The organism is Plantactinospora alkalitolerans (genome assembly GCF_015690345.1).
In the GTDB taxonomy this organism is placed as follows: domain Bacteria; phylum Actinomycetota; class Actinomycetes; order Mycobacteriales; family Micromonosporaceae; genus Plantactinospora; species Plantactinospora alkalitolerans.
In genome coordinates, this window is the sequence record NZ_JADPUN010000222.1 from 1 (window position 1) to 26,539 (window position 26,539).

25 protein-coding genes and 1 pseudogene are annotated in these 26,539 nt (G+C 71.0%); 13 read left to right on the forward strand and 13 right to left on the reverse strand.

Annotated features, from left to right (window positions below):
* Positions 1-27: 27 nt before the first annotated feature.
* Positions 28-333, forward strand: a pseudogene (locus I0C86_RS24880) (hypothetical protein); the annotation flags it as partial.
* Between the two features lie 336 nt (positions 334-669).
* Here I0C86_RS24880 and I0C86_RS24885 read toward each other — a convergent pair.
* From I0C86_RS24885 to I0C86_RS24895, 3 genes are all read right to left on the reverse strand, one after another.
* Positions 670-1,506 carry a M23 family metallopeptidase gene (locus I0C86_RS24885; RefSeq protein ID WP_196203695.1) on the reverse strand — a complete coding sequence of 279 codons (837 nt, stop codon included), beginning with the start codon at positions 1,504-1,506 and terminating at the stop codon, positions 670-672.
* Positions 1,507-1,670: 164 nt separating this feature from the next.
* Complete coding sequence (locus I0C86_RS24890) at positions 1,671-2,192, reverse strand: ArsR/SmtB family transcription factor (protein ID WP_196203696.1); 522 nt, start codon at positions 2,190-2,192, stop codon at positions 1,671-1,673.
* 91 nt (positions 2,193-2,283) lie between these two features.
* Positions 2,284-3,600 (reverse strand): MDR family MFS transporter, encoded by a 1,317-nt coding sequence (locus tag I0C86_RS24895; protein ID WP_196203697.1) that lies wholly within the window; start codon positions 3,598-3,600, stop codon positions 2,284-2,286.
* Between the two features lie 151 nt (positions 3,601-3,751).
* On the opposite strand from I0C86_RS24895, the gene I0C86_RS24900 reads away from it, so the two are divergent.
* Positions 3,752-4,555 (forward strand): phosphoglyceromutase, encoded by an 804-nt coding sequence (locus I0C86_RS24900; protein WP_196203698.1) that lies wholly within the window; start codon positions 3,752-3,754, stop codon positions 4,553-4,555.
* Positions 4,556-4,627: 72 nt separating this feature from the next.
* Here the strand turns inward: I0C86_RS24900 and phoU are convergent, their stop codons facing one another.
* On the reverse strand, positions 4,628-5,275 hold the full coding sequence (gene phoU, locus I0C86_RS24905) for a phosphate signaling complex protein PhoU (protein WP_196203699.1): 648 nt from the start codon (positions 5,273-5,275) through the stop codon (positions 4,628-4,630).
* A 233-nt stretch (positions 5,276-5,508) separates the two neighbouring features.
* On the opposite strand from phoU, the gene I0C86_RS24910 reads away from it, so the two are divergent.
* Positions 5,509-6,792, forward strand: coding sequence for a sensor histidine kinase (locus tag I0C86_RS24910; protein ID WP_196203700.1), 1,284 nt, complete (start codon positions 5,509-5,511; stop codon positions 6,790-6,792).
* Between the two features lie 32 nt (positions 6,793-6,824).
* Positions 6,825-7,508 (forward strand): response regulator, encoded by a 684-nt coding sequence (locus tag I0C86_RS24915; RefSeq protein WP_196203701.1) that lies wholly within the window; start codon positions 6,825-6,827, stop codon positions 7,506-7,508.
* 19 nt (positions 7,509-7,527) lie between these two features.
* Here I0C86_RS24915 and I0C86_RS24920 read toward each other — a convergent pair whose 3' ends face one another.
* On the reverse strand, positions 7,528-8,427 hold the full coding sequence (locus tag I0C86_RS24920) for a hypothetical protein (protein WP_407676350.1): 900 nt from the start codon (positions 8,425-8,427) through the stop codon (positions 7,528-7,530).
* A 77-nt stretch (positions 8,428-8,504) separates the two neighbouring features.
* Between I0C86_RS24920 and I0C86_RS24925 the strand changes: the two genes are divergently transcribed.
* The 3 genes from I0C86_RS24925 (at position 8,505) to I0C86_RS24935 (ending at position 11,233) form a co-directional block, all read left to right on the forward strand.
* The gene (locus I0C86_RS24925) at positions 8,505-9,470 is read left to right on the forward strand and encodes a Ppx/GppA phosphatase family protein (protein WP_196203703.1); all 966 of its coding nucleotides are present in this window, start codon (positions 8,505-8,507) and stop codon (positions 9,468-9,470) included.
* Positions 9,471-9,584: 114 nt separating this feature from the next.
* Complete coding sequence (locus I0C86_RS24930) at positions 9,585-10,331, forward strand: sugar phosphate isomerase/epimerase family protein (RefSeq protein WP_196203719.1); 747 nt, start codon at positions 9,585-9,587, stop codon at positions 10,329-10,331.
* Between the two features lie 62 nt (positions 10,332-10,393).
* The gene (locus I0C86_RS24935) at positions 10,394-11,233 is read left to right on the forward strand and encodes an alpha/beta fold hydrolase (protein WP_196203704.1); all 840 of its coding nucleotides are present in this window, start codon (positions 10,394-10,396) and stop codon (positions 11,231-11,233) included.
* A 4-nt stretch (positions 11,234-11,237) separates the two neighbouring features.
* Here the strand turns inward: I0C86_RS24935 and I0C86_RS24940 are convergent, their stop codons facing one another.
* The gene (locus I0C86_RS24940; RefSeq protein WP_196203705.1) at positions 11,238-12,437 is read right to left on the reverse strand and encodes an ABC transporter permease; all 1,200 of its coding nucleotides are present in this window, start codon (positions 12,435-12,437) and stop codon (positions 11,238-11,240) included.
* Positions 12,424-13,533, reverse strand: coding sequence for a peptidoglycan-binding protein (locus I0C86_RS24945; protein ID WP_196203706.1), 1,110 nt, complete (start codon positions 13,531-13,533; stop codon positions 12,424-12,426). Before I0C86_RS24945 ends, I0C86_RS24940 begins: the two co-directional genes overlap by 14 nt.
* 231 nt (positions 13,534-13,764) lie before the next feature.
* Between I0C86_RS24945 and I0C86_RS24950 the strand changes: the two genes are divergently transcribed.
* Positions 13,765-15,321: a sensor histidine kinase gene (locus I0C86_RS24950; RefSeq protein ID WP_196203707.1), complete on the forward strand. Its 1,557-nt coding sequence runs from the start codon at positions 13,765-13,767 to the stop codon at positions 15,319-15,321.
* Complete coding sequence (locus I0C86_RS24955) at positions 15,318-15,977, forward strand: response regulator (protein ID WP_196203708.1); 660 nt, start codon at positions 15,318-15,320, stop codon at positions 15,975-15,977. The genes I0C86_RS24950 and I0C86_RS24955 overlap by 4 nt, the downstream gene beginning before the upstream one ends.
* Before the next feature lie 10 nt (positions 15,978-15,987).
* Here the strand turns inward: I0C86_RS24955 and I0C86_RS24960 are convergent, their stop codons facing one another.
* Positions 15,988-16,647, reverse strand: a complete 660-nt coding sequence (locus tag I0C86_RS24960; protein ID WP_456319970.1) for an ABC transporter ATP-binding protein — start codon at positions 16,645-16,647, stop codon at positions 15,988-15,990.
* 189 nt (positions 16,648-16,836) lie between these two features.
* On the opposite strand from I0C86_RS24960, the gene I0C86_RS24965 reads away from it, so the two are divergent.
* The gene (locus tag I0C86_RS24965) at positions 16,837-17,352 is read left to right on the forward strand and encodes a hypothetical protein (protein ID WP_196203710.1); all 516 of its coding nucleotides are present in this window, start codon (positions 16,837-16,839) and stop codon (positions 17,350-17,352) included.
* 88 nt (positions 17,353-17,440) lie between these two features.
* Here I0C86_RS24965 and I0C86_RS24970 read toward each other — a convergent pair whose 3' ends face one another.
* The 5 genes from I0C86_RS24970 to I0C86_RS24990 form a co-directional block, all read right to left on the reverse strand.
* Positions 17,441-18,418: a fibronectin type III domain-containing protein gene (locus I0C86_RS24970; protein ID WP_196203711.1), complete on the reverse strand. Its 978-nt coding sequence runs from the start codon at positions 18,416-18,418 to the stop codon at positions 17,441-17,443.
* Positions 18,419-18,477: 59 nt separating this feature from the next.
* Positions 18,478-19,317: an MBL fold metallo-hydrolase gene (locus tag I0C86_RS24975; protein ID WP_196203712.1), complete on the reverse strand. Its 840-nt coding sequence runs from the start codon at positions 19,315-19,317 to the stop codon at positions 18,478-18,480.
* A 192-nt stretch (positions 19,318-19,509) separates the two neighbouring features.
* Positions 19,510-20,322, reverse strand: a complete 813-nt coding sequence (locus I0C86_RS24980) for a permease-like cell division protein FtsX (protein WP_196203713.1) — start codon at positions 20,320-20,322, stop codon at positions 19,510-19,512.
* 30 nt (positions 20,323-20,352) lie between these two features.
* On the reverse strand, positions 20,353-21,453 hold the full coding sequence (locus I0C86_RS24985) for a hypothetical protein (protein WP_196203714.1): 1,101 nt from the start codon (positions 21,451-21,453) through the stop codon (positions 20,353-20,355).
* A 68-nt stretch (positions 21,454-21,521) separates the two neighbouring features.
* Positions 21,522-22,742, reverse strand: a complete 1,221-nt coding sequence (locus I0C86_RS24990) for an aminoglycoside phosphotransferase/kinase family protein (protein WP_196203715.1) — start codon at positions 22,740-22,742, stop codon at positions 21,522-21,524.
* A gap of 264 nt (positions 22,743-23,006) precedes the next feature.
* Between I0C86_RS24990 and I0C86_RS24995 the strand changes: the two genes are divergently transcribed.
* The 3 genes from I0C86_RS24995 to I0C86_RS25005 all read left to right on the forward strand — a co-directional run.
* Positions 23,007-23,852, forward strand: a complete 846-nt coding sequence (locus I0C86_RS24995; protein ID WP_196203716.1) for a hypothetical protein — start codon at positions 23,007-23,009, stop codon at positions 23,850-23,852.
* On the forward strand, positions 23,849-25,042 hold the full coding sequence (locus tag I0C86_RS25000) for a hypothetical protein (RefSeq protein ID WP_230394733.1): 1,194 nt from the start codon (positions 23,849-23,851) through the stop codon (positions 25,040-25,042). Before I0C86_RS24995 ends, I0C86_RS25000 begins: the two co-directional genes overlap by 4 nt.
* Before the next feature lie 55 nt (positions 25,043-25,097).
* The coding region (locus I0C86_RS25005) for a hypothetical protein (RefSeq protein ID WP_196203717.1) at positions 25,098-26,539 on the forward strand (1,442 nt) is incomplete at its 3' end.

A 26,539-nucleotide genomic window follows, 5' to 3' on the forward strand; every position in this document is an offset into this window, starting at 1 on the left:
AGGTGTGTATAAGAGACATCGCCCCAGGACCAGCCCGAGCGGCCGGGGCGGAGTCTGGTGACCCGGGAGCACGATGTCATCCGGCGCTGGGCCGAGGGCCGAAACGCCCAACCGGCAACAATCGAGGGCACCGAGCGTGAGGGTCGACTCGGCGTACTGACGTTTGACTTCCCCGGTTGGCGGGAAGGCGGACGACTGAAGCCGGTTAGCTGGGACGAGTGGTTCCACACGTTCGACCTGCGGGCGCTGAACTTCATTTACCAGGAGCAGCTTTCCGACGGTCGGCAGAGCAACTTCTTTCGTACCGAATCGCCGGATCGCGAGGACGGGTAAGAGCGTCGCCGGGATGACGGGGAATGTCTTCGCACCTCGGAGTGGTTGTGTCCGACAGAGGCGCTGAGATCGACCACTCTCGGCCGGTGTGATGGGCGAGACAGAGATACCGGGTTGTGTGGCTGATCCGGCGACAACTAACGTTATTGCACGCGCCACGCTCGGAAAAGTTCGGGGGAACGGCGGATCGAACAGATTCGTGCACCGAGTGACGGCGCAGGGGGACGGGTGGCGCATGAGCCGTTGGGGGACGGCGCGTCCACCTGTAAACCGGCGGTGTGTGCGGGCGACGTTTACGGGGGTGAACGTCGCCCGCCGCCGCCGGTCCAAACTTTTCTAGCGGGTCGCGTCTGACGGCACCGCCGACGGTTGTGTCGGGTCGACCGAGAAGACCTCGCCGTTGGCCGGTACGCCGAGGCCGCGCCAGGTGAACGGAATTCCCCGGGCCACGGCCAGATCCGGATTGTCCATCAGTTGGAAGTGCACGTGCGGTTCGGTGGAGTTGCCGGAATTCCCGCACCTTGCCACCGGCTGCCCGGTCTGGACCCGATCGCCCTCGCCGACCAGTAGTGAGCCCCGACGCAGATGGGCGTACGCGGCGTACCTGCCGTTGCCGAGGTCCAGGATCAGATGGTTGCCGAGGATCTGGCCGGGGCCGGCGATCTCCCGGAACAGTCCCTCGACGACGAGGTACAACAGGGCCGGGAACGAGTTGCGGCTCAGATGGTCGCGGTTGCGGTCGACGGCGCGGACCACGGTGCCGTCGGCGACCGCCAGCAACGGTGCGCCGAACGCCGGGAAGTCGCGGTTACGCCGGGCCACCGGCCACCAGCCGAAGCCCGGACGGGCCCGGTCCGCCGGTTCCGCGACCACGTCGATCGCGTACGCCTGGCCGTAGGCCCGGATGCCGTGGCTCGGCACCTTGCTCGCCGGGCTGTTCAGTGCCGACCAGCGGCCGGTCACCGGCGCCCGCACCTCGACCGGTCGCGGAGGTTCGGCGGCTTGCTCGGCGGACGGCCTGAGCAGTCGACCCATCACGAACCGTGCCGCGATGGCGACCGCGATCGCCAGCCACCCCCAGAGCGCGGAGAAGTCGAGGAAGAACCCCGCCACGAGGATTACCAGGAACGCCGCCCAGCAGCAGCGGTGCAGGATCATCAGTGTCTTGAGCATCAGGTTCTCCTTCCGATGGCTGTGCCCGTTCCGAAGGTCGGGTCCGCGGGCCGTGTCGTGGCTCATGCCGGATCCGTGCGTCATGCTGGGTCCGTTCGTCATGCCGGGTCCGTTCGTCATGCCGGGTCCGTTCGTGGTGCCAAGGTCGCAGGGCCGTGCCCGGTTCAGGGGCGGGCGGCAGCGAGCGCCACCAGCAGCGGCACGACCCGACCCGGCGGTACCTCGTAACGCGCCCGACCGGGATTGTGCAGCCAGCCTGCGGCGGTCAGTTGTCGCAGGTGGTGGTACGCCTGACCGGTGGTGCCGATGCCGTCGAGCGCGGTCAGTTCGGCGACGGTACGGCGACCGCCCAGAATCTCGCGGAGCAGCCGCATCCGGACCGGATGGCCGAGCGCGGCGAAGGACTCCGCCGCTTCCGTCCAGCGGTCCTCGGCATCGAGAAGCGCCTCCGTCGGCAGGGCGTACTGCCAGTCGTACCGGTCGTGGGTAGGTAGTCGGACCGAGCCGGTGAAGAGCACGCCGCCATCCTCGGCGCCGTGCTCGGCAAGTTGTGCCTTCAGGCCCTCCAGGGCCCAGAAGTCGCCGTCGGTCGGCTGTCGGCGCGGGTGGCCCCCGTCCCCGCCGGCCCGTTCCTCCAGGGTGTCGAGCCGGCGTTCCAGCTCTGCCACCCGCTCCTCCAGCGTCATGGTTTCAAGTTTACGTAATTACGTAAGATATAGCTAGTCGGCGTCGCCCGACCCCGCTGCCACCCGGGCCAGACGGCCTCTCGGTCGGGACTCAGACGCCTGCGCCGGCGCCCGTGCCCGTGCCGGCACCGGCCAGTGCGGTGCCGCGCGGGGCCGGACCGGCCGGCGGCGTACGCAGCTCGGCCGCCCGGCGTTCCCGGGCCGGACCGGAGAGCAGATGGGCCACCGCCACCACTCCGCCGATGGCCGCGCAGCCGAACCAGAGGGCCGCGTCACCGAGCCGACCCCGGACGAAACCGCCGGCGATCGGAGCCACGAACGCCGCCACCGACCAGGAGAGCGAGAAGACCCCCTGGTACCGGCCGCGCAGCGCCGACGGCGACAACTCGGCGATCAGCGTCGAGTTGGACGGCGAGTTCAACATCTCGCCGAGCGTCCAGATCAGGACCGTCAGCACGTAGAACCAGGCCGCGTCCGCGAATGCGGTCAGGCCGAAACCGACGCCGACGACCAGCGCGGACAGGGCGAGTACGTGGGACCGGCTGCGCCCCCGGATCAGCCGGGGTACGAAGAGTTGCCCGGCCACGATCAGCACCCCGTTGACCGCGATCACCGACCCGTAGGTCGACGGCGACAGCCCGTCCTGGCTCATCGCGATCGGCAGCATCGAGACGTGCTGCATGAAGACGAGCGCGAGCAGGATGTTCAGGGCCACGAAGCCGACGAACACCCGATCGGACAGGGCCGTACGCAGACCGCCACGGTGCGGGGCCGCCAGCGGGGCCTGCGAGTGGGCTCGGAACTGCTGGACGCCGTGCGCGGGCCGCGTCTCGCCCACCTTCAGGAAGATGACCGCCGCGGTGGCGAGGGTGGTCACCGCGTCGACGACGAAGAGCAGCAGGTAACCGGCCTCGGCGGCCAGTCCGGCGAGGACCGCCGCGCAGGCGAACCCCAGGTTGATCGCCCAGTAGTTGAGGGTGAAGGCGCGCAGCCGGTCCCGTTCCGGCACGACATCGATCATCATCGCGGAGAACGCGGGACGGGCCCCCTCGGCGAACATCCCGAGCAGCAGGGCCCCGAGCGCGACCATCCACAGTTCCCGGGCGAACCCGAGGGCCAGCATCATCGTGGCCGCGCCCAGGTGGGCGGTGAGCAGGGTGGGGCGGCGTCCCCAGCGGTCGGCGAGGACCCCGCCGGTGAGCGTGCCGGCCGCGCCGCCGGCGCCCCAGAGGCCGAGCACCAGACCGGCCTTGAACTCGTCGAACCCGCGTACCTCGGTCAGGTAGATCGCCAGAAAGACGATCACGAAGGAGCCGACGCGGTTGATCAGGGTGCCGGTCCAGAGGTACCAGAACGTCCTGGGTAGGCCACCGGTGGTGTCCTGGAACCAATCTCGAACCGCCCGCACCCGGCCGCCCCCGTCCGGTAATGACCATTTGTTCTTACGTTCCTTACGAAGCTAGTCGGCCGGGTCCGGACTGGTCATCCGTTTTTCCACGTGTCGGTCGTCACCCAGGGTCGCCGCGTGCCTGCTCGACCGTTCCGGCAGGATGAGGCGCATGACTGCGAGCACGAGGACTGAGCCGGGAGGATCCACGGTGGCGGGCGAGGGAGCCGCGGTGGGCACGTTGGTGCTGCTCCGGCACGGCGAAAGCGACTGGAACGCCAAGAATCTCTTCACCGGCTGGGTCGACGTGGACCTCACGGCCAAGGGCGAGGGCGAGGCCCGACGCGGCGGTGAACTGCTGCGTGAGCACAACCTGCTGCCGGACGTGCTGCACACCAGCGTGATGCGTCGGGCGATCCGCACCGCCGCGCTCGCCCTGAACGCCGCCGACCGGCACTGGATCGCCGTACGCCGGTCCTGGCGGCTGAACGAGCGGCACTACGGCGCACTACAGGGCAAGGACAAGAAGCAGACCCTGGCCGAGTACGGCGAGGAGCAGTTCATGCTCTGGCGCCGCTCGTACGACACCCCGCCGCCCCCGATCGCCGACGACGACGAGTGGTCCCAGGTGGGCGACCCGCGCTACGCCCTGCTCCCGCCCGAGCTGATGCCCCGGACGGAATGCCTGAAGGACGTCGTCGAGCGGATGCTGCCGTACTGGTTCGACTCGATCGTCCCGGACATCCTGGCCGGCCGGACCGTACTGGTCGCCGCGCACGGCAACTCGCTGCGGGCCCTGGTCAAGCACCTCGACGGCATCTCCGACGAGGCGATCGCCAAGCTCAACATCCCGACCGGCATTCCGCTGCGCTACGACCTCGACCGGTCGATGCGTCCGCTGGTGACCGGCGGCGCGTACCTCGACCCCGAGGCCGCCAAGGAAGCCGCGGCCGCTGTCGCGAACCAGGGCCGCTAGCACTGGAGCAGAAGTGTTAAAAAGGGCCCCTTCTTATGCAGAAAGCGATAAGAAGGGGCCCTTCCTTACACTTCAGTCGGTGATGGTTTCGCCGGTGACGAGGTAGACGACGCGGCGGCCGGCGTTGACGGCGTGGTCGGCGTAGCGCTCGTAGAAGCGGCCGAGGAGGGTGCCGTCGATGGCGGTCTCGACGCCGTACGGCCAGTCGTCGGCGAGGAGGAGTGCGAAGAGGTCCCGGTGCAGGTCGTCCATCGCGTCGTCGTCCTGCTCCAGTTCTGCCGCGAGGGTGGCGTCGGGCTTGGAGAGCACCGTGGCGATCTTGTTGGCGATCCGGTCCGCGACGGCGGCCATCTCGGAGAAGACTCCGCGCAGTTCCGCCGGTACGGCCGGCGACGGGTGCCGGCGTACGGCGGTCTTCGCCACGTGGTCGGCGAGGTCACCCATCCGCTCCAGGTCGGCGGCGACGTGCAGGGCGGTGATCAGGGTCCGCAGGTCGGAGGCGACCGGGGCCTGCCGGGCCAGCAGGTCGCAGACCCGCTCCTCGATCTGCCGGTAGAGGGAGTCGACCTCCGCGTCCCGGGCGATCACGTCCTCGGCGGCTTTCCGGTCGGCGGTGAGCAGTGCCCGGGTGGCCTGGCGCATGGCGGCGCGGACCGCCTCCGCCATGTCCACCAGCAACTGGCTCACGATGTTCAGGTCGATCCGGAATTCCTCGCGCATGATCACGTCCCGCTGGGTTCGCCGTGGTCGGGGGTTGCCGTACGGATGCCGCACGGGCGGACCGACTGCGGCGGTACGGATGGATGGGTGCCGCCCACGGTAGGTCGATCGGGCGGCGCCGGGGTGAACATCGGTGAACGGCACTGGACCGGTGGGTGAACATTCCTGGTTGAGAGCGTGATTCGCCCAATTTTGCCTGGTCGATAGGTTAACGATGACCCTACGATCGCCGCGTGGAGTGGGGGGTGGTCGTAGGTGTGCTCGGAGGACTTGGCCTCGGCCTGGCCCTCGGCCCGTTCCGTGATCGGATCGCCGGTCGGTTCAGATCGGGTGGCGCCGCCTCCGGACGGAGTGGCGCACTAGGCAACAGGAGGCCGGCGATCGCCAACGACGAAGTGGCCGCCGGCCTGCCCGGACTCGGCCGAAAAAGTCTTGATTCGCTCCGGGTCGGGGTGGTTGTCCTCGATGCCCACGATGTTCCGGTACTGGTGAATCCGGCCGCTCGGGCGATGGGTCTGCTCCGGGTCGGCGCGACCCCCGGCACGGTCGCCGCGCATCCCATCATCCGCACCCTCGCCGGCCAGGTACGGCGGACCGGCGTACGCCGGGAGGTGGAGCTGGACCTGCCGCGCGGACGCGAGGGCGGGATGTCCGACCCGCTCGGGGTGCACCTGCGGGCGATGGGCCTGGGCTCCGGCTACATCGCCGTCGAGGCCGCCGACGTCACCGAGTCGCACCGGGTCGCCCGGGTACGCCGGGACTTCGTCGCCAACGTCAGCCACGAACTGAAGACCCCGATCGGCGCGCTGCAACTGCTCGCCGAGGCGCTGCTGGACGCCACCGACCAGAGCACCGGAAACGGCGTACTCGACCCGTCCGAGGACGTGGTGGCCGCCCGACGATTCGCCGTACGGATCCAGCACGAGTCGACCCGGCTCGGCAAACTCGTCAACGAACTGCTCGAACTCACCCGCTTGCAGGGTGCCGAGCCGCTGCCGGCACCGGATCCGGTCTCGCTGGACTGGGTCACCGCCGAGGTGCTGGACCGGACCCGTACCGCCGCCTCGGCCCGGGAGGTCACCGTCGTCGTCGAGGGCGAACGCGACCTGACGGTGTACGGCAGCGACAGCCAGATGGCCACCGCCGTCAGCAACCTGGTGGAGAACGCGATCGCCTACTCGGGCGTGCGGACCCAGGTGACGGTGACCGTCCGGAGCAGCGCCGAGCACATCGAGATCTCCGTCGCCGACCAGGGCATCGGCATCGCCCCGGACGACGTGGACCGGATCTTCGAGCGGTTCTACCGGGCCGACCAGGCCCGGTCACGGCAGACCGGCGGGACCGGGCTCGGGCTGGCGATCGTCAAACACATCGCCACCAACCATGGCGGTCGGGTCGAGGTCTCCAGCACTCTTGGGGGTGGCTCGACGTTCACCATCCGGCTCCCCGCCCGTCCACCGGACGCCTTCCTACCGCCAGCCCCGTCAGTTGAGATCGAGACCGGCACGCTCGGATAGTTCCGGCCGTACCGACGAAGAAAGGACAGTCCGTGGCCCGCGTACTCGTGGTCGAGGATGAGGAGTCGTTCTCCGACGCCCTCTCCTACCTGCTGCGTAAGGAAGGATTCGAGGTCTCGGCGGCGGCGACCGGCACCGCCGCGCTGACCGAGTTCGACCGCACCGGCGCGGACATCGTGCTGCTCGACCTGATGCTGCCGGAGATGTCCGGCACCGAGGTGTGCCGTCAGCTCCGCCAGCGTTCCCAGGTGCCGATCATCATGGTCACCGCCCGGGACAGCGAGATCGACAAGGTGGTCGGGCTGGAGATCGGCGCCGACGACTACGTCACCAAGCCGTACTCGCCGCGCGAGCTGGTCGCCCGGGTCCGGGCCGTACTCCGGCGCCGTGGCAACGAGACCGTCGAGCCGGGCACCCCGACCCTGGCCGCCGGTCCGGTGCGGATGGACATCGAACGGCACGTGGTGACCGTGGACGGCTCGGCGGTCCAGCTTCCGCTGAAGGAGTTCGAGCTGCTGGAGCTGCTGCTCCGCAACGCGGGCCGGGTGCTCACCCGGGGACAGTTGATCGACCGGGTCTGGGGCGCGGACTACGTCGGCGACACCAAGACGCTGGACGTACACGTGAAGCGGTTGCGGTCGAAGGTCGAGCCGGAGCCGTCGGCGCCCCGGTTCATCGTCACCGTCCGGGGCCTGGGCTACAAGTTCGAGCCGTAGGCCGCCCCGGCGGTTGGAGCTAGAGCTTGGCGCCTCGGGTGCGTTGCGGTGCGGGGCGGCGGCCAGCGGCGGCCGCCTTCGGGCTGGCAGGTTCCCGGCCGCCCTCCTGGGGACCGGGGGAGAGCACCGGATCGGCTCCGGCGGTCGCCGGGTGGGTCGCCACCAGGCCACGCCGTTCCCGCTCGGCGCACAACTCGGCCAGTTTGGCGTACGCGGCCTTGCCGACCAGCGCCGTCAGCTCCGGGGAGTACGACAGGTACATCGGCTCGGTGCCGACGTGCGCCTCCGGCGACGAGGTGCACCACCAGTCGAGGTCGTGCCCGCCCGCGCCCCAGCCGCGCCGGTCGAACTCGCCCAGCGTCGAGACCAGCACCTTCGTGTCGTCCGGCCGCTTCACCCAGTCCTGGTCCCGGCGTACCGGAAGCTGCCAGCAGACGTCCGGCTTGTATTCCAGCGGATGTACGCCGTCGCGCAACGCCTGGGCGTGCAGCGCGCATCCGCCGCCGCCGGCGAAGTTCGCGTCGTTGAGGAAGACGCAGGGCCCCTCGTCGGACTGGGTGGCCGTACGCCGGGCCGGCGTCTCGCCGTCGACCGAGTCCACCTCGGTGTAGTTCTTGAAGCCGCGCCGGTAGTGCTGCCACGTCTGCGGGGTGAGCAGCCGGACCGCCGTCCGGACCCGCTTCTCGTCGTCGGCGTCGGTGAAGAAGGCGCCGTGCGAGCAGCAGCCGTCGGCGGCGCGGCCGGCGATGATGCCGTGGCAGGCCTGGCCGAAGACGCAGGTCCAGCGGGACAGCAGCCAGGTCAGGTCGGCGCGGATCAGATGCTCGGGATCGGCCGGGTCGGCGAACTCGATCCACTCCCGAGGGAAGTCGAGTGGGACCTCCCGGCTGCGGGGGTCGCCGGGGTCGTCGACCAGGATCCGGAGCTGGTTGCGTGCTGCCACCCGGCCAGCCTACGCCCGCTATCGTCCCGCGACCTGCGTCTAGTGTCTTTCCCATGCGACTCGGCGTGCTTGATGTCGGCTCCAACACCGTGCACCTTCTGGTGGTGGACGCGCACCACGGTGCCCATCCGTGGCCGGCCCACTCGGAAAAGGCCGTACTCCGGCTGGCCGAGCAGATCGGCCGGGACGGCGCGTTGACTACGGCGGGCGCGGACGCGCTGGTCGCGGCGGTGACCGAGGCGAAGATGGCGGCGGCCCGGTTGACCGCCGACGACGTGCTGGCGTTCGCCACCTCCGCCGTCCGGGACGCCACCAACGCGCCGCAGGTGCTGGCCCGGGTCCGAGCCGAGACAGGCGTACGTCTCCAGGTGCTCTCCGGCGCCGACGAGGCCAGGATGACCTTCCTCGCCGTACGCCGGTGGTTCGGTTGGTCGGCCGGTCGGCTGCTGGTGCTCGACATCGGCGGCGGCTCCCTGGAGATGGCGGCGGGGATCGACGAGGAGCCCGAGTTCGCCCAGTCGCTGCCGCTCGGCGCCGGCCGGCTGACCCGGGACTGGCTGGATGTGGGCCCGGACAGCAACCACACCCCGTCGGCGACGGCGGTGGCGAAGCTGGAGGAGTACGTCGAGGACATGCTCGACGCGGTGGCGGACGAGATGACCGAGGTCGGCTGGGACCGGGTGGCCGCCACCAGCAAGACCTTCCGGACCCTGGCCCGGCTGGCCGGGGCGGCGCCGTCGTCCGACGGGCTCTGGGCCCGGCGCAGCCTGTCCCAGACCGGGCTGCGGCAGGTGATCGGCTTCATCCGGCACATTCCGCCGAGCAAGGTCGCGGAGTTGGAGGGGGTCAGCGCCCGCCGGGCCCACCAGTTGCTGGCCGGGGCGATCGTGGCCGAGGCGGTGATGCGCCGGTTCGGGGTGGAGGTGCTGGACATCTGCCCGTGGGCGCTCCGGGAGGGCGTCATCCTGCGCCGGCTGGACCTGTTGGAGCCGGCACAGGGCCCGAGAGAGACGGTCTGAGCGGTCTTGTCCCCGGTGGGGTTTTCCCGGTGGGGCTACCCTGAGAACGTGACCACCCGCGTACTGCTGTCCAGCTCCTCGGTCTTTCCCGAGCCGACGGCGGCCGCCTTCGAGATGGCGGCGGCGCTCGGCTACGACGGCGTCGAGGTGATGGTCTGGACCGACGCGGTGAGCCAGGACGCCGGGGCGCTGCGCGGGCTGGCGGCGCACTACGGCGTACCGGTGCTGTCGGTGCACTCGCCCTGCCTGCTGGTCACCCAGCGGGTCTGGAGTTCCGACCCGTGGGAGCGGCTGCGCCGGTCGGCGGTGCTGGCCGAGTCCCTGGACGCGCCGACGGTGGTGGTGCACCCGCCGTTCACCTGGCAGCGTGACTACGCCCGGACGTTCGCCGACGGAATCGGCAAACTGGGCGCCGAACATTCCGGAGTCCGGTTCGCGGTCGAGAACATGTACCCGGTCCGGATGGCGGGGCGGGAGTTCGTCCCGTACATGCCGGGTTGGGATCCGACCGACACCGGGTACGACGCCTACACCCTGGACCTGTCGCACTGCGCCGCCTCGCACAGCGACTCGCTGGAGATGGCCGACCGGATGGGGGCCGAGCTGGCCCACGTACACCTCGGAGACGGCACCGGTGAGGGCCGGGACGAGCACCTGGTGCCCGGCCGGGGCACCCAGCCCTGCGGTGAACTGCTGGCCTCGCTGTCCGGTCGGGGCTTCACCGGGTCGGTGGCGGTGGAGGTCTCCACCCGCCGGGCGAAGAGCCGGGCCGACCGGGAGGGTGACCTGCGGGAGGCGCTGGAGTTCGCCCGTCAGCACCTGGCCGCGCCGACCCCGGTCGACGCGCACTCGCCACGCTGACGCCCCATAGTTTCGCTCACAGCGTCTAGGTCCGAGCTCCCGTCGGCGCTAGCTTTGCCGCCATGCGGAAAGTGATCAGCGGCGACGGTCGGGTGCTGGCGGTCGAGGAGTGGGGCCAGCCGGACGGCACCCCGGTGTTCTACGTCTGCGGCAGTCCGATGAGCCGGCTCGCCCGGTACCCCGACCCGGATCTCTTCGCGCGGCTAGGGGTCCGGCTGATCACGTACGACCGGCCGGGCTTCGGCTACTCCACGCCACAACCAGGGCGCCGGGTCGTCGACGCTGCCGACGACATCGCCGCCATCGCCGACGCGCTGGGGATGGACAGGTTTCCGATCTTCGGTGTCTCCGGCGGCGGTCCGCACGCCTTGGCCTTCACGGCCCGCTTCCCGCACCGGGTGGTCAGGGTCGCCGCCCTGGCCTGCCTCGCCCCCCGGGACGCCGACGGGCTGGACTGGACGGCCGGGATGGGAGCCGGGAACCGGGCCAGCGCGGCCGAGGCGCTGCGCGGCGTCGAGGCGCTCACGGCGCATCTCGGCAAGTCCGCGTCCGCGAGCGGGCCGTCGCTGCTGCCCGCCAACGACCAGGCGATCCTCGCCCGGCCGGAGATCGGCGGGATGGTCCGGACGGCGTTCGCCGAGGCGGTACGGCCCGGAATCGGCGGCTGGGTCGATGACGTCCGCGCCCTGTTCGGCCTGCCGTGGGGCTTCGACCCGGCGACGATCAGCCGCCCGGTGCGGCTGTGGCACGGCGAGTTGGACGAGGCCGTACCGGTCGGCCACGGCAGGTGGCTGGCGACACGCATTCCGGGTGCCACGTTGGCCACCCGGGCCGACGTCGGACACGCCGGCCACTTCGATGCCACCCCGGCGATGCTGGAGTGGCTGGTCCGGGCCGGCTGACCGGTCAGGCGGTTCTCAGGGCGTCGGTGGGCGGTACGTTGGCGGCGCGCAGCGCGGGATAGAGCCCCGCGAGCATCCCGGCGGCGACCGAGACGACGATTCCGCCCCAGAGCGCCTCCGGTGGGATCAGCACGCTCCAGCCACGACTGGCGGACATCGCCATCGTCACCGCGGTACCGAGCAGAACGCCAGCGCCGCCGCCGAGGATGGACAGCACCAGGGACTCGGTGAGGAACTGTGCCGCGACGTGGCCGCGTGCCGCGCCGAGCGCCCGGCGCAGCCCGATCTCGGTACGCCGTTCCAGCACCGAGATCACCATGACGTTGGCGATTCCGATCGCGCCGACCAGCAACGCGATGGCACTGAGCCCGAGGAACAGGCCGGCGCCCGCCTCCTTGACCGCGAGTTGGGCGGTGAGCGCCTCCGACGGGCGGCTGACCTCCACCCGGGCCGGGTCGACGGGGTTGGCCGTACCGGCGAGCAGGTCGACGACGTCGTCGACGTGGTCGGGATCGGCGCGCAGGTACAACCGGCTCGGATGGCCGTCGTAGCCGAGGAGGCGTTCGGCCGATGCGAACGACACCAGTGCGGACTGGTCGATCTCCGGCGCGAGCGGGAACGGCTTCAGGATCCCGACGACCGTGTACCAGTGGTTGCCGAGCCACACCCGAGGGCTGGCGCTCACGTCGTCGATGCCGAGGGTGGTGGCGGCCTCGTAGCCGAGCACGGTGACGGGGTACGGGCCGGAGTCGAGGAACGTGCCGGTGAGCAGCGATCCGTCCAGTGTGGCGAGCAGCGAGGCGTCACAGGCCCGTACGGCCCGGCCGCCGGTCTGACCGGTGGGTACCCGGTCGTTGCGGTAGATGTCGGTGTTGCTCAGCTTCGCGGTTGGCGCGACGGACAGCACGTCGGGAACCTGCCGGATCATCGGCGTCGCGCTGGTCGGAAGCCGCGCCTCGGCGCCGTTCCGGTCCGTTCCGTTGGCGACGGTCAGCAGGTTCGTTCCGAGCTGGTCGATCTGGGCCAGCAGATGGGACTGGCTGGACCGGGTCACCCCGAGCACCGACACGATCGAGGCGATGCCGATCGCGATACCGAGGCCGGACAGCAGGGCCCGGAGTTTGCGGGAGCGGAGCCCCAGCGTTCCGGTCGGCAGCAGGTCCCGGGCACGGAGTCTGCTGCGTGGCACGTCAGGTGTTGTCACGGGGCACCCGCACCTGCTGGCCTTCGAGCAGTTCCGGGCCGCTGACCTCGACCAGTCCGGCGGTCTCGTCGAAGAGCCCGGTCCGCACCGGTACCCGTCGGGTCGTCCCGCCGTCCACGACGACCACCTCGTACCGGCCCCCGGGTACGGCGTTGAGTGCGGTGATCGGGACCGCCAGTACGTTCTGGTGAGCCTCGACGGTGATCGCCACCTGGACCTGCGCCTGGTCCAGGAAACCGTTGACGGTCCCGGCCATCCGCACGGTCACCGGCACCGTGGATCCGGTCGCGGTGCCGCCACCGGCGGAGTCGGCGCCGTCGCCCGATCCACTGGACGCGGCGACCACCGCGCCGATGTGTGTGATCCTTCCGTCGCGGGTCGCGCCGTCGGGCAGGGTCACCAGGACCGGGTCGCCCACCTTCGCGTCGGGCAGCCGCTGGGGCGAGAGCTGCACGGTGACCGCTGGCTGGTCGCTGGTGCCGCGTTCGACCGGTACGCCCGGCTGTACCTGCCTGCCCAGCCCGAGGTCGTGACCGGCGATCCTGATCGCGCCGGGCAGGAAGACGACCCGTCCGAGCGGGACCGAGCCGCTCGTCCGCAGGCCGGCGGCGTGCTGCCAGCGGCGGAGCGCGTAGTGGGTCGCGAGGCTGAAGTGCCGGTCCACGGTCAGTTCGTCGCCGTGGCCGAGGGCCTTCAGGTTGGCCTCCAACTGTTGGACGTCGGCGCCGTCCCGTATGCCGATCTCCAGGGTCCGCCAGGAGGGGCGGCTGCCGTACATCAGCACGACCGGGCTGCCGTCGACCTCGTAGAGGACCTGGCCCCGGCGGACGACCTGACCGGGTGCCGGCAACCGGGTGAGGATTCCCGGACCCGGCGCCACCACGTCGTAGCTGCCCGCGTAACCGAGTGTGCCGTTGACGCGGATACGTTCCGTCACGTCGGTCGTGCGTACCTCGGCGCTGTCCGTGCTCACGGCGGTCACCGGAGCCGCTCCCCGCTCCTCCGCCCGGCTGTTGATCACCACCAGTCCGGCCGCTCCGGCCAGCCCGGCGGCCAACGCCGCCCCCAGCAGCAGCGTGACACGTCCACGGCTCACCTGCCCGGCCTCCCGTGCTGCGGGCTCCGGATGCGGGCGTGGCCGCGCGCCGGGCAGGCGCGATCGCTCAGTCCGTTCATCCGCTCACGATGGCGCGCGGCGGCAGGTGCGTACCTCCCCCGGAAGAGGTGTCCGCGCACCCTCTTATTCGGGGGGTTCGCAGCGCCGGGATCGGCACGTCCGGTCGGTAGCCTGGGCCACGGGGCGACTCTTTCCCCCTGGAGGCGGTCGATGTTCTCCCGTTTCGGTCTCCGTCCCCGGATGGCCGCGTCGTACGTGCTCGTGTCGGCCGCCGCCGTACTGGTCGTCGAGGCCGTCGTGCTGGTCGTCATGGTGCCGCGGATCCGCGCGGCGAACGACGACGTCGAGCGGGCACGGCAGCGCGCGGTCGAGGCCGAGGAGAGCGCCCGGCAGGGCAAGACGGAGTTCCTGGCGTTGCAGACCGGCGCCGCGGCGGGGGACGAGGCGAGCGCGGCCGTCGCCCGGAAACCCGGCACCACGGACGAGGCACTGCTCGCCCACGCGGCGGCGATCGTCGTCGCCGGACCGCTGGTCACGGGGCAGCAGAAGGAGGGGCCGAGCGACAACCTGCGGGTACTGGCGACCGTGGACGGTCGGGTGGTCGGCAGCGAGCCCAGCGGTCAGTTCGGCCGGAACTCCCGGCTTCCCGTCGAGGCGATCGGCCGCTCGGCGGGCAGCGGCCGGACGTGGGCGAACGGGCGGCCGGCGAGTTGGGCCAGCAAGCCCGTGGAGCTGACCGACCCGGCGGGCGCCCGCCGGGTGATCGGGATCGCGTACGTCAGGTTGTGGGACCCGGACCCGAAACCGGACGGCGCCAGCAAGCCGACCGACGGGGCCGGCGGGATATTGAACGGAGAGGCGCGCAGGTCCGAGGAGGACGCCGTACCGGCAATCGATTCCCTGGTTCTTCCCGGCGTGGTGATCCTGGTCCTGCTGCTCCCGGTCGGCGCGCTGTTCGGGCTGTTCAGCACCGGTCGACTGATCCGGCGGATCCGCAGGCTGGCCGGGGCCACCTCGGCGATGGCCGGCGGCGACCTCGACGCCCGGCTGCCGGTTTCCGGTGGTGACGAGGTGGGCCGGTTGGAGCAGGCGTTCAACACGATGGCCGAACGGTTGGACGCGGCCCGCCGGGCGGAGCGGAAGGCGGCGGGCTCCGAGGCGCGGCGGGCCGAGCGGACCAGGATCGCCCGGGAGTTGCACGACTCGATCTCGCAGGACCTCTTCTCGGCCAGGCTGCTGGCGGGTGGCCTGCGGAAGGCTCTGCGGACGAGTTCGGGGCTGGGACCACAGGCCGAGTCCCTGGAACGGTCCCTGGAGCGGACGATGCGGGAGATGCGCGCGATGCTGCTGGAGCTGCGGCCCATCGCATTGGAGGACGCGGGCCTCGCCGAGGCGCTGGCCGAGCTGTGCCGGGCGTACGGGGTCCGGCTCGGTATCGCGATCGCCTCCCGGATCGACCCGCCACCGCTGGACCCGCCGGTGGAGCACGCGGTGCTGCGGGTGGTGCAGGAGGCGCTCGGCAACGCGGTCCGGCACGGTGAGCCCGGCACGGTCGAACTGCGGGTCGCCGGAGCCGGCGGGCAGGTCACGGTCACGGTCCACGACGACGGTCGCGGCTTCGACCCGGGGGCGTCGGCGGGGCGGCACGGGATGGGCCTCGCGATGATGCGCGAACGCGTCGGTGAACTGGGCGGAACACTTGAGGTGGCCAGTGCGCCGGGCCGGGGGACGACGGTGCGGGTGCTGTTGCCGGCAGGTGCCGGATGATCCGGATCCTGATCGTGGACGACCACGAGGTGGTCCGACAGGGGCTGCGGTTCGTGCTCGACCAGGAGCCCGACTTCGAGGTCGTGGGCGAGTGCGCCGACGGGAACGCGGCGCTCACCCGGATCGGGGCGCTCCGACCGGACGTGGTCCTGCTCGACATGGTGATGCCGGGCCTGGACGGGATGGGGGTGCTGCACGCACTGCGCCAGCGGGAGGACCCGACGGTGGTCATCGTGCTCACCTCGTTCCCGGCCGAGGACCGGGTGATGGACGCGATCCGGGCGGGTGCCGCGTCGTACCTTTCGAAGACCGCCACGGTCGACCGGGTGGTCGAGGCGGTACGCGCCGCCGCGAGCGGCGGGAGCGTACTCGATCCGGATGTTGCCGCGATGCTGGTACGCAGCGTCCGGGCCCACGACGGGGATGGCCCGCTGGCGAGACTGTCGGCCCGTGAGCGTGACGTTCTCGCGGCCCTGTCACGCGGCCGGTCGAACCGGGAGATCGCCCGCGCGCTCTCGCTCAGTGAGCAGACGGTGAAGTCCTACGTGTCCAACATCCTGACCAAACTCGGCCTCCAGGACCGGACGCAGGCGGCGATCTTCGGCCTGCAGCAGGGGCTGGTTCCGCTCGGCGATGCCCTGCGCGACGAGGAGTGAGGCCGGGCGGTCAGGCGACGACCCGTCCGTCGCTCATCGTGATACGGGTCCGGCATGCCTCCGCCACCGCCTCCTCGTGGGTGACGATCACGAACGTGATGCCGTCGGCGTTGAGTTCTCGGACCAGGGCGAGAATCTCCGCGCCGGTGCCCGTGTCGAGGTTCCCGGTGGGTTCGTCGGCGAACACGATCGCGGGCCGGCCGACCAGTGCGCGGGCGATGGCCACCCGCTGGCGCTCCCCGCCGGAGAGCCGGGTGACCCGGTGGTGCGTCCGGTGTCCGAGACCGACCCGGTGCAGCGCCTCGGTGGCCGCCGTACGGCGGTGCCGGGGCGGCACCCCCCGGTAGAGCAGCCCGGCGGCCACGTTCTCCACCGCCGTCAGGGACTCCAACAGGAAGAACTGCTGGAACACGACGCCGACCCGATGGGCGCGCAGTCCGGCCAACTGCCGGTCGGTCAACGACTCGACAGGTTGCCCGGCCAACCGGACGGAACCGCTGGTCGGCCGGTCCAGCGCCGACATCAGATGCAACAGCGTCGACTTTCCCGATCCCGAGGAGCCCCGGACGGCGAGCATGTCGCCCGGCCGCACGGTCAGGCTCACCCCGCGTACCGACTCGACCGGGGGTTCACCGGGGTAGGTCTTCCGTACGTCGCGCAGTTCGAGCACCGTCATGGCCCTCATGCTGGTACGCCCGACCGCTGGCCGCTTCCCGCCATGGTCGACCCGGCTCGCCCACTTTCGGGGGGTGTGCGGTTCGGTACGGGTGACCAGGTCGGTTCGGTCCCCGGAAATAGGGGCGCGGATCGCCACATTCGGGGGGAGCGGTGCCGGTCGACCGCCGGGCACCTTGGGCGGATGAATCAGCTACGTACGCTCGTCGCGGCCGGACTGGTGATGATCGCCCTCGCGGGGTGCACCGGCGGCGGCCCCGACGGCCAGCCGACCGCGTCACCCACCGCCGAAGCGCCCACGGCCCTCGACGTCGCGAAGTGTATGCGGGCCAACGGCCACCCCGACTTTCCGGACCCGGCCCAGGACGACGAGGGCAACTGGGCCTTCCCGGACTCCATGCCCAACTACTCGGTGCCGCAGGCGTGTACGGCGGTGGTGCGGGGCCAGAAGGCCGGCGAGGACGAGCGGAGTGGGTGGACGGCCGAAGAGATGCAGCAACGGCGCCGGTATTCCGCGTGCATGCGGGAGAAGGGCGTACCGGACTTCCCCGATCCCGACGACGAGGGCAACTTCCCGCTGTCGGACCAGTTGCGGGCGGCGGAGAACAGCCCGGCGATGCGGGACGCCCGGCAGGCGTGCCGGCAGTACGAGCCGCCGAGGGGCAACAAACCGTCGCCCACCCCGGGTACGGGTTCCTGACGTCGTACCGGGCCGCCGGTCGTACCGGACCCGTCGTACCGGGCGGGTCGTACCGGACCCGTCGTGGCGGACCGGTCGTAGCGGGCCGTCAGCTCTCGGTGCAGCGGACGCCGTTGAGGGTGACGCCGCTGGGCGGGGCGGCTGGGGTGCCGGGTACCAGGTCCAGTCCCAGGTTCTCCGTCTCGCCCACGCTGAATTCGTCGGACCAGCCGGACCACCAGAGCACGACGTCCCGCCCGTGCTGGGCCCAGACGCGCGGGGCGTACCGGAGCTGCTGGTCGCCGGGGAAGCTGAACCGGACCGACCAGCCGGACAACGGGCTGGGTCCGGTGTTGGTGACCAGCACGGCCGCCGGGCTGCCGGCGGTGGCGGGTCGGTAGCCGGCCCGGCACGACGCGGTGGGATCGGCGGCGGTGCGCTGCCCGGTGGCCGGCGAGGGCGCGGAGATGTTACCGGAGACGTCCCGGGCGACCAGGTGGAACCGGTAGTCCAGGTCGGGGATGAGCCGGGTCAGCCGGGTCGAGGTCTCGGGTAGCCCGCCGACCATCGGAGTGCTGCCGGTGCCCTCGACGTCCGCATGCAGTTGGTAGGTCGGTGCGGAGGCGTTGTCGGTGGACGGCGCCCAGGTCAGCGTCAGTGTGGTGGCGGTGACGTCCGAGGCCAGGGGGGCGCCGGGCGGGCTCGGCGGCTCCGTGTCGTGCGGCGCGGGGTCGGTCCGGAAGGTCACCGGTGCCGAGAAGCCGCTCTGGTTGCGGCCGTCGGAGGCCCGCACCATCCAGGTGTACGAGGTGTCGGGCGTCAGCCCGGTGAACCGGTACGACGGCGAGCGGGTGTTGTTGTGGAAGCCGTTGCCGCCGTCGCGTAGGTACCAGATCTCGTACTCGACGACTCCGGTGTCGTCGGTGGACGGGCGCCAGGTGAGCAGGGCCGAGGTTTCGGTGACCTGGGTGGCGACCGGCCTACCGGGCACGCTCGGCGGAGTCGTGTCGGGCGGCGTGACGGTGCCGGCGGCGGTGGCGGTGGTCAGTGCGACGAGGGCGGCCGCCAGGCCGGTACGGATGACCATCTGCGTCTCCAGCCGCGGGATGCCGAACAATCGATGTCAATCGATTGTCGCATGCCGTGCTACCCCTTGACGGCTCGGGCGGATCTCCAGAGCACGCCCGGGTTGACCCGGTCGGGATGCTGGGCGAGGACCCGTTCGTACAGTTCGAGGGCGGTGCCGGTGTCCCGGGCCGCGGCGGCGAAGTCCTGGATGTAGCGGCGGGTCTCCGCGATGTTGTGTGGGCCGTCGTCGGCGCCGGGTCGCTTGTGCCCGGCGATCACGGTGTGCGGATCCAGCGCCTCGATGATTTCCAGGGCGCCCAACCAGGCCTCCATCCCGCCGTCCGCGGACTCCGCGAGGTAGGGGTGCACGTCGTTGTAGACCGCGTCTCCGGCGATCACGACCCCGATGGACGGAAGGTGCAGGGCGGTCGTGTTGTCCGTGTCGCTGTGGCCCAGCTCGACGGGGATCAGTGGCTCGCCCTCCAACTCGAAGGCGGACTCCGTCAGCGGTTCGGCGACGACCGGGCGGTCGGCGATCTGGTCCGGAAAGAGCGGGCGCCAGAAGCCGTCCAGCAGCGCGGGCCCCACCTGCTCGTGCATGGCCCGCACCACCCGTGGGGTCGCCACGACCCTCGCGTCCGGAAATCGTTCCAGTACGGTCGAGGCGCCGAAGAAGTGGTCGCCGTGGCCGTGCGTGACGTAGATCGTGGTCAGATGCTTGCCGGTGGCGGCTATCCAGTCGGTCAACTTCCGCGCCTCGGCCACCGTCATCAGCGCGTCCACCAGCACCGCCTCGCGGTTCCCGGAGATCAGGGTGGCGGTGGTGGGCGACCAGGTCCGCTGCTTCTCGCCCGGCGCCAGATCACCGGAGACCGCCGGCTTGCCCGGCGCGACGTGCAGGGAGTAGCAGAGCGACAAGGAGAACTCCTCGGGTCACCGGCGGTGGTCACGGGCGTACGGGTGTGCCGTGCGGGACGTTCTTCCCGCCCGTTCCACGTTCCGCCCGCCGGACATGGCGCCAGCCGCTTACCCGACGGGATCGGCATCATGTCGGACCGGCATCGAGTTGTCCGGCATCGAGTTGTCCGGCGTCGAGTTGTCCGGCGTCGCTCAGTTCTTTCGCGGTACGACCACCCGGGTGACGCCGGAAAGTTGGCACAGCTCGACGTCGATCTCGGAGTCGGCGACCCAGGCGACGGCGGCCTGGTCGGCGAGTTTCACCTCGTACGACTCGGTGAACCGCTCCGGCCTGTTCGACTCGGACATCGCGGGGATGTCCTTCGTCAGATCCTTGAAGCCCCGGGCGGCTTCCTCGCTGGTCTTCAGCCGTAGCTGTGCGATGCCGGGAATGGTGCGCAGTTTCGCCTCGACGGCCTGCTTCTCCGACTCGGTGATCTCGTAGGTCAGGTACACCCAGACGTCGAGCCAGTCGGTCTTCTCCGACGCCTTGGAGAGTTCGACCGTGTCACACCTGTTCGGCGTCGGTGACGGCGTCGGTGACGGCGACGGTGGCGGTGTCGGGTTCGTGCTTGGGAAGATCACCTCGTGCACACCGGGCAGCGCGCCCAGTTCGGTGCGGAGCGGGCCGGCGGCGGCCCGGTCGAAGGCGTCCCGGTCGCGGAGGGTGAGCCGGAAGGACTGGGGCATGTGCTCGGCGTCGATGCTGTCGAGCAGCTCGGGGTCGCCCTTGAGACGCTCCTTGACCTCCTGGTACGCCTGCTCGCTGGACACGAAGGTGACCTCCGCCGCGTCCGGTACGGCGCGCAGCCTGGCCTCGATCGCCTGCTTCTGCTGCTCGGTGACGTCGGAGGTCAGGAAGACCGCGACGGTAGGGTTGATCTCGTCGGTCGGGTCCGAGGTGCAGCCGGACAGGCCGGCGACCAGTAGCGCCACCAACGCCAGGAAAGAAGCTGATCTACGCACGGCCGGCACCGTAGCGCAGGAACGCAAGGCTCAGAAATTACGGTCGTCGAACCAGCCTTCGGCCGTCTCCTCGGGCACGCCCGCCCGGGCCGCCAGGCCGGCGAAGACCTCACCGGCGTGCTCCCGGTTCAACGTGTCGATGAGGTGGTACTTCTCCTGCACGGCGTCGAGGTCGGCGACGAACCCGCGAAGCACGGTCTCCGCCAGCGGCAGCCGGTCGGGGGCGTCCGCCGGGATGGCGTCCACGGCCTTCAACGCCTTCGTGTACGCCTTGCACGCCGCGATGGCGAACGGCTTCGAGTCGTCCACCCAGTCCATGAACGGGTTGTCGATGTTGGCCGCGAGCCAGCGCTCCGACCTGGCGCCGCTCACGCTCACCTCCACGCCGGTGCCCTTGAAGCGGGCCCTGACCGCTGCGGCGGTGGTCCGCCGGGTGCCGTTGAGTTCCAGTTCCCGCAGGGCGGGGAGTTCCGGAAGCGTCGCCGGATCCCAGTCGTAGGCGTTCTCGATGAGCAGCGTGTGCAGCTTTTGGTGGACGCCGAGTTCCTCGGTGTCGGTGAGGGTGCCCGGCGGGTCCAGGAGTTCGATGTCCAGGCTCTCCAGCGCGGCGAGGCCGTGAAGTGTGCGTGCCGAGAACTTCCTGCCAACCTTCAGCCAGACCTTGCCGGCTGACCGAAGGCCGGCGGGAATGGCCGGCTCCTGGTCGCCGAAGAAGAGCAGCAGCTCGATCCTCCGGCCCGACTCCGGCGCGTCGACATCCACGGTGGGTGGCGGATCCTGGAGAAACATCGAGGTCAACGAGGCGGGAAGCCGGAGGCGGCGGAGACCCCTGGCAGTCAGGCGGAGGCCGTCCAGGGCCGTGGACGTCAGGTCGATCTCGCCGCTGGCATCTCGCCATTCGAGGCCCGTGATCCCATGTTTTGAAAGGGCGGCGACGACGCCACGTTCCGCGCCCGACCAGAGAAGCGAGTGGCAGTAGGGCAACTTGTCCAGCTGAGTCCAGTCCACGGGTCCGTCGGTCGGAACCGGAATGCCACTCCTGCCGCCGGTGAGATTGACCCACGTCGTCCAGGCCGGCACGGTGACCGGACCGGCGCCGAAGTCGACCTCTACGGTTTCGTTCCCGAACATGGCGGCGACCATACAAGCAGACGGTGACATCGACATCGACATCGGTCTTCGGATGCTGCTCGCGGGAGTCAGTGCACGGTGGGGTGGCCCAGCGAACTCGGCGACGGTGGTCTGCGGTGCGCCGACGTGGCCACGGCGAGGAGTTGTTCCAGGACGGCTCGGGTCGGCAGGTTCGACAGCAGATGCCGCACGCTGCGGTCGGCGTACCGTCGGTCTTCGGTCTCGTGGGTGTCGAGGGCCGTCTGCACCTGCCCGAACACGTAGTTGGCGAGACTGTGAACGGCGCCCCGGAACATGCCCAGGTCCAACGGCGGAAGCGCACCCGCCTTCGCGCGGTGGCCGTCGACCAGGGCGCGGGCGCCCGCCGTGTTCACTCCGCCGCCGGGGTTGACGGTCCAGTCCAGCAACGCGTTGCCCAGTTCCCAGCTCGGCGGTTGGCCGCCCGCGTGTTCCCAGCCGACGACGACGAGGCGGCCATCCGGTGCCAGCCGGGTGCTCGCCGGGCCGAGGACGTTGTGGGTCAGCACCGGTTCCGGCGCGGGACCGTCCGGGGCGACGGCGTCGAGATCTGTCAGGGTGGGTACGGCCTCGCGCAGTGCGGCAGCCCAGCTGGCGCGCGCGGCCGTCGCGGTGGCCGCCAGTTCCGGCCATCCCACGGCGGAGAGCCGGGAGCGGTGCCACGGGCTGATCCGGTCGACCGGTAGTGCGAGCCCGTGGATGGTGGCGAGGATCCGACCGACTTCGCGGGTGACCGACGAGCTGGCCGGGGCCGACAGCGGCGGTCCGGAGTGCAGCCACTCGTAGGTGCGCCAGCTGTGCCCGTCGATCGATTCGACGATGTTGCCCGCCCGGCTCCGTACCGGGGCGGGGAGCAGAACGCCGGCGGCAGCGGCGGCCTGTTGGAGGGCGACGTCGGTTTCGGCGTCGACGATGGGCCACCAGGTGTCCATGGTGCGTACGGCCCAGCGGCCCTGGTCCGTCGGAAGTGACCATCGGCGGCCCGTGTCGTCGGGTCTGGCGACGGATCGCATCTCGCCGACGACCTCACCCAGGCCGTACCGGTCGGCAATCGCGCGGGCGAGAGCCGGGTCGGCGGTGTCGGCCTGCCCGCGTAGCCGGTCGACCTCGGTTTTGAGGTCGGTCCAGGCGCGGAAGCCGTACTGTGCTGCCAGTGCCGCCTGGGCCTGGGTCAGGGTCGCCGTCGGATCCGCGTCCCGCAGCCCGGCGAGGAGGTCCTTGGCCTGTTGGCGCAGGTGGTCGAGATTCGGGTTGTCGGGGAGCGTCTTCATGGAGCACCTCGCTCGTCGCCCGGACTCGCACGGGCGGAACAGAGCTTCGGTGTCCGTCGCTCGTACCGGCAGAAAATGAGGGTGGCTTCAAGCCTTCCGGCGAGTCTCGGCGCGATCCCCCACGCCCTCCGTCCGAGGGTAGTCGGGCGCCACCGACGGCTGTCAAGGGACCGATCGGAGGCGGGCACTGGTACGGCAGGTCGTCGCGCGCCACTGATGCATGGTGATTGCTGGAGAATACTGGAACTTGTACCATTCCTTCCCGTGGCCGAGTCCATGGAGGTGCTCGAGCGTCGGATTGACGCCCTGCGGGCGGAGGTCCGGCGTTCCGTAGTGGCTCGGGACGGCGCGCGGACTCGGGCGTTGCGGGCCGAGCTGCGTACCGCCGAGCGGGCGTGGGAGCAGGCCATCGCCGATCTCGCCGACGAGTCCGGTTCCGCTACCGCTGACGAGTCCGATTCCGAATCGGAGCGGGCGGGTGGCGGGTCGCTGGTGCCGGTGCGTGAGCAGGTGCACCACGCGCTGACCCTGCTCTCGGTGCCGGCCGCGCCGAGACTGGTCGCCGAGGTGCACGCCGCGTTCTTCGGCGGGGCGGTGACGAGCCTCGCCGCCAACAAGCTCACCCACCTGCGCCGGGACGAGAAGCGCTCGTTCTCCACGGCGCCGTACGCGCGGCCGTACTATCTCTGTTCCGCGCTGACCGCCGAGCACCTGGCTCCGGCGCGCGGCCTGGTCGCGGTCTCCACCTGGCCGCTGGAGCGGCGGATCGTCGGCCCGCTCAGTCCACGGGTCGACTTCCTGACCGCGGCGGCCCGGCTCGCCGAACGGGCCGGCTCGGTACCGGACGGAAGCGCCGGGACCGTGAGCCGGCTGCTGTGGCGGTTCGCCACGAACATCCCCGGCGCCACCAGCACCCGGCCAGGGGTTGCCGGACATGACACAGTGGATCCCCAGGTGATGATCAGAGCCGCCGAGGCCGAACGCGAGGTGCACGCCGACGCCGACCAGGCGCAGCGGGCATCGGCCGCCGACCGGGCCCGCCGGCAGCTCGACAACGTGCAGCAGCTCTTCGGCAGCCCGCTGCGGACGCTCGAGGGGAAGACGGCATGACGAGCACGAGCATCAGCGGTACGAGCAACGGCAAGAGCAACGGCAACGGCAACGGTGACCGCACCGCCGAGCGGCTGGCGGCGATCCGGGGCGGGGTCCGGCCGACCCGGCACAACGCCCGGACCATCGCCGCGCTGACCCGCAATCCGGGCTGTGCCCGGCGGGCCGTGCTGGACGGTGCCGGCGTCGACAAGCAGCGGCTGGCGGCGTACATCGACTTTCCGTCCCGGTTCGGGCAGTCGCAGTTCGCGCTCGCCCGGGGCAACGCCTTCGAGGCGCAGGTGAAGGCGAACGGCTGCGCCGATCTGCTGAGCCTGTTGCGGGAGCGGCTCGGACTGCCGATCCCGGAGGTGGCGTACGACGACCTGGAGTCGGTGACCGGACGGGACAAGGAGAGCCCCGAGGTCCGGTACGCCCGCTCGCGCGCCCTGCTCACCCGGGCCGCCGCCGGAGACGAGGGCGCCGGCACGCTCTTCGACCATCCTCTGCTCGGGCTGGAGGTGGCCGGGCAGCGGGTCTACCTTGAGCCGGACCTGATCGCGTTCCAGCACGAGGGCCGGTTCCACGTCGTCGAGATCAAGTCGTTCGCGGTGGTGGACGGGCAGGCCGATCCGAGCAAGGTGTCGGCGGCGGCGATCCAGGCCGCCGTCTACGTGCTGGCGATGCGCGAGATGCTGGCCGACGCCGGGTACGACCCGACGATCGTGTCGCATGACGTGGTGCTGGTCTGCCCGCGTGACTTCTCCAACCAGCCGACGGCGGTGCTGGTCGACGTACGCAAGCAGTTGTCGGTGTTGCGGCGGCAGCTCAGCCGGATGACGAAGGTCGACCAGATGCTGGCCGCGTTGCCGGCGAACCTGAGCTTCGACCTGGCGCCGGACGCGGCCGGGGTGCCGACCCGCGCCCCGGGTGCGCTCGTCGACGCGCTGCACGCGGTCGACGCCCGGTACGCACCGGACTGCCTGGCAGTGTGTGAGCTGGCGTATTTCTGCCGGAACGAGGCGAAGGGCTGTACCGCCGCCCTCGGTACCTCGGCCCGGGAGGAGCTGGGCGGGATCGAGCGGGTCGAGACGGCGCTGGCGCTGGCCCACGACAAGCTGGCGCCGGCCGAGGACCAGGCGGAGGCGGCGGCGCTGCTCCGGTCCGCCGCGCGGCTGCGGGCGGAGTTGATGGCCGGGGTCGGGTCGTGAGGTCTGCTGGCGGCGGGGCTTCCGGTGAGCCGGAGCGTCGTCGTGGGGCGGTGGCGTGAGCACACTGACCACGCTGGCTCGGGCCGAGGCGGTGGTGGCCGGGGTCGCGCAGCGGATCACGACGGTACGACACCTGCATCTCGCCGACCGGCCGCTGGTGTTCATCCCGCTGAGCATGGCCGGGGAGGCGAACGCGCCGTTGGCGGCGATGGTCGGCACCGATCCCGGGAACCCGAAACTGCTGGTCGTGCCGCAGCCGCGCAACCGGGACCAGCGGTTCGGGTTCGCGGCAGAACTGGCGGAGGTGCTGCTGCCGTACCTGGGAAGCTGCCGGGGCGTGACGGAGGCGGTGACGGCGAACCGGGGCAAGGAGATCCGCTACCGGTACGTCGACGCGCCGCAGGTGTGGGTGCCGAACTCGGCCGGGGTGGGGTTCGTCCGGCTGTTCGGGCGGTCGACCCGGTTCCGGCGTACCGACGGGGACTATCCGGTGCACCACTCGGTGCCGCTGCTGGGACAGTGGTTGACATTCCTGGCTGATCGGGCCGAACATCCCGGATCGTCGATGCTGCTGTCGATGACCGAGGCGCTCGGCATGCACTGGGCGACCGGGCAGAGTGGGTTGGAGGACGCGCAGCTCGCGGCGTTGGTGGGGTGGATCGATCCGCCGGACGGGATGACGGGCGCGCAGGCAGCGGCCGTTGCGGAGGACCCGGTGAACTGGCCACCGGCCGGGCCGTCGACCGACCCGACGTTCGACAACGAGATCCTGGGCGCGGCAATCAAGGGGTACGAGGAGGCGGCCGGTGATGCTTCCCGGCAGGCTCGGGCTCGGAGTGCGGTGGAGGAGGCGCTGCGGGCGCAGGTCGAACCGACCTGGCGGCTGATGTGGCGGGCGATCTCGCTGCTGCGCGCGTTGCCGGTCGGCGCGCGGGTGGAGGGACGCTGGGCCGAGGACCGGGACGCGTTCAGCAACTTCGTCCTGTACGTGGACGGGGGCGGGCATCCGCAGCCACGCCGGGACGGGGCGGTGAACGCGGCGCAACGACTGCACCGGATGGAGCGGGCCCTTCAGTCGTACGCGGTCCAGCGGGCGTACGACGATCCGCTGGTGATGGCCGACCACCGGCTGACCGGGGAAGCGTTCGTGGGTGAGGTGACGTTGGCCCAGCCGAACCGGATCGACGACAGCGGGAAGCGGCGGGTGCTGCGGCCCCGGATCCAGGTGACTACTGGTGATCCGGTGCTGGTCACGCCGGGGGCGGTGATGTTCTGTCCGGCGCGGCCGGGGCAGAAGGCTCGGGTGGTGTTCGTGACGCCGGACGGGTCCACCGGCCAGACGGATGTGGTGCTGGAGCTGTCGGGCGGGTTGGGGCGGTCGTTGAGTCCGGCGCCGGGGAGTGTGCCGGAGGTTGGGGAGCGGCTCTGCTACACGACGCTTTCCGACTCGTACATGCCACCGGGGGAGTTTCCGGGACGGGACGAGACGCCGTGGAC

Coding starts and splice junctions, on each gene's coding strand:
- I0C86_RS24925 (WP_196203703.1), top strand. CDS start 8,505: ATGCGACTCGGCGTGCTTGATGTCGGCTCCAACACCGTGCACCTTCTG.
- I0C86_RS24970 (WP_196203711.1), bottom strand. CDS start 18,418: ATGGTCATCCGTACCGGCCTGGCGGCCGCCCTCGTCGCACTGACCACC.
- I0C86_RS24890 (WP_196203696.1), bottom strand. CDS start 2,192: ATGACGCTGGAGGAGCGGGTGGCAGAGCTGGAACGCCGGCTCGACACC.
- I0C86_RS24965 (WP_196203710.1), top strand. CDS start 16,837: ATGAATCAGCTACGTACGCTCGTCGCGGCCGGACTGGTGATGATCGCC.
- I0C86_RS24985 (WP_196203714.1), bottom strand. CDS start 21,453: ATGTTCGGGAACGAAACCGTAGAGGTCGACTTCGGCGCCGGTCCGGTC.
- phoU (WP_196203699.1), bottom strand. CDS start 5,275: ATGCGCGAGGAATTCCGGATCGACCTGAACATCGTGAGCCAGTTGCTG.
- I0C86_RS24990 (WP_196203715.1), bottom strand. CDS start 22,742: ATGAAGACGCTCCCCGACAACCCGAATCTCGACCACCTGCGCCAACAG.
- I0C86_RS24930 (WP_196203719.1), top strand. CDS start 9,585: ATGGCGGCGGCGCTCGGCTACGACGGCGTCGAGGTGATGGTCTGGACC.
- I0C86_RS24885 (WP_196203695.1), bottom strand. CDS start 1,506: ATGCTCAAGACACTGATGATCCTGCACCGCTGCTGCTGGGCGGCGTTC.
- I0C86_RS24950 (WP_196203707.1), top strand. CDS start 13,765: ATGTTCTCCCGTTTCGGTCTCCGTCCCCGGATGGCCGCGTCGTACGTG.
- I0C86_RS24935 (WP_196203704.1), top strand. CDS start 10,394: ATGCGGAAAGTGATCAGCGGCGACGGTCGGGTGCTGGCGGTCGAGGAG.
- I0C86_RS24955 (WP_196203708.1), top strand. CDS start 15,318: ATGATCCGGATCCTGATCGTGGACGACCACGAGGTGGTCCGACAGGGG.
- I0C86_RS24900 (WP_196203698.1), top strand. CDS start 3,752: ATGACTGCGAGCACGAGGACTGAGCCGGGAGGATCCACGGTGGCGGGC.
- I0C86_RS25000 (WP_230394733.1), top strand. CDS start 23,849: ATGACGAGCACGAGCATCAGCGGTACGAGCAACGGCAAGAGCAACGGC.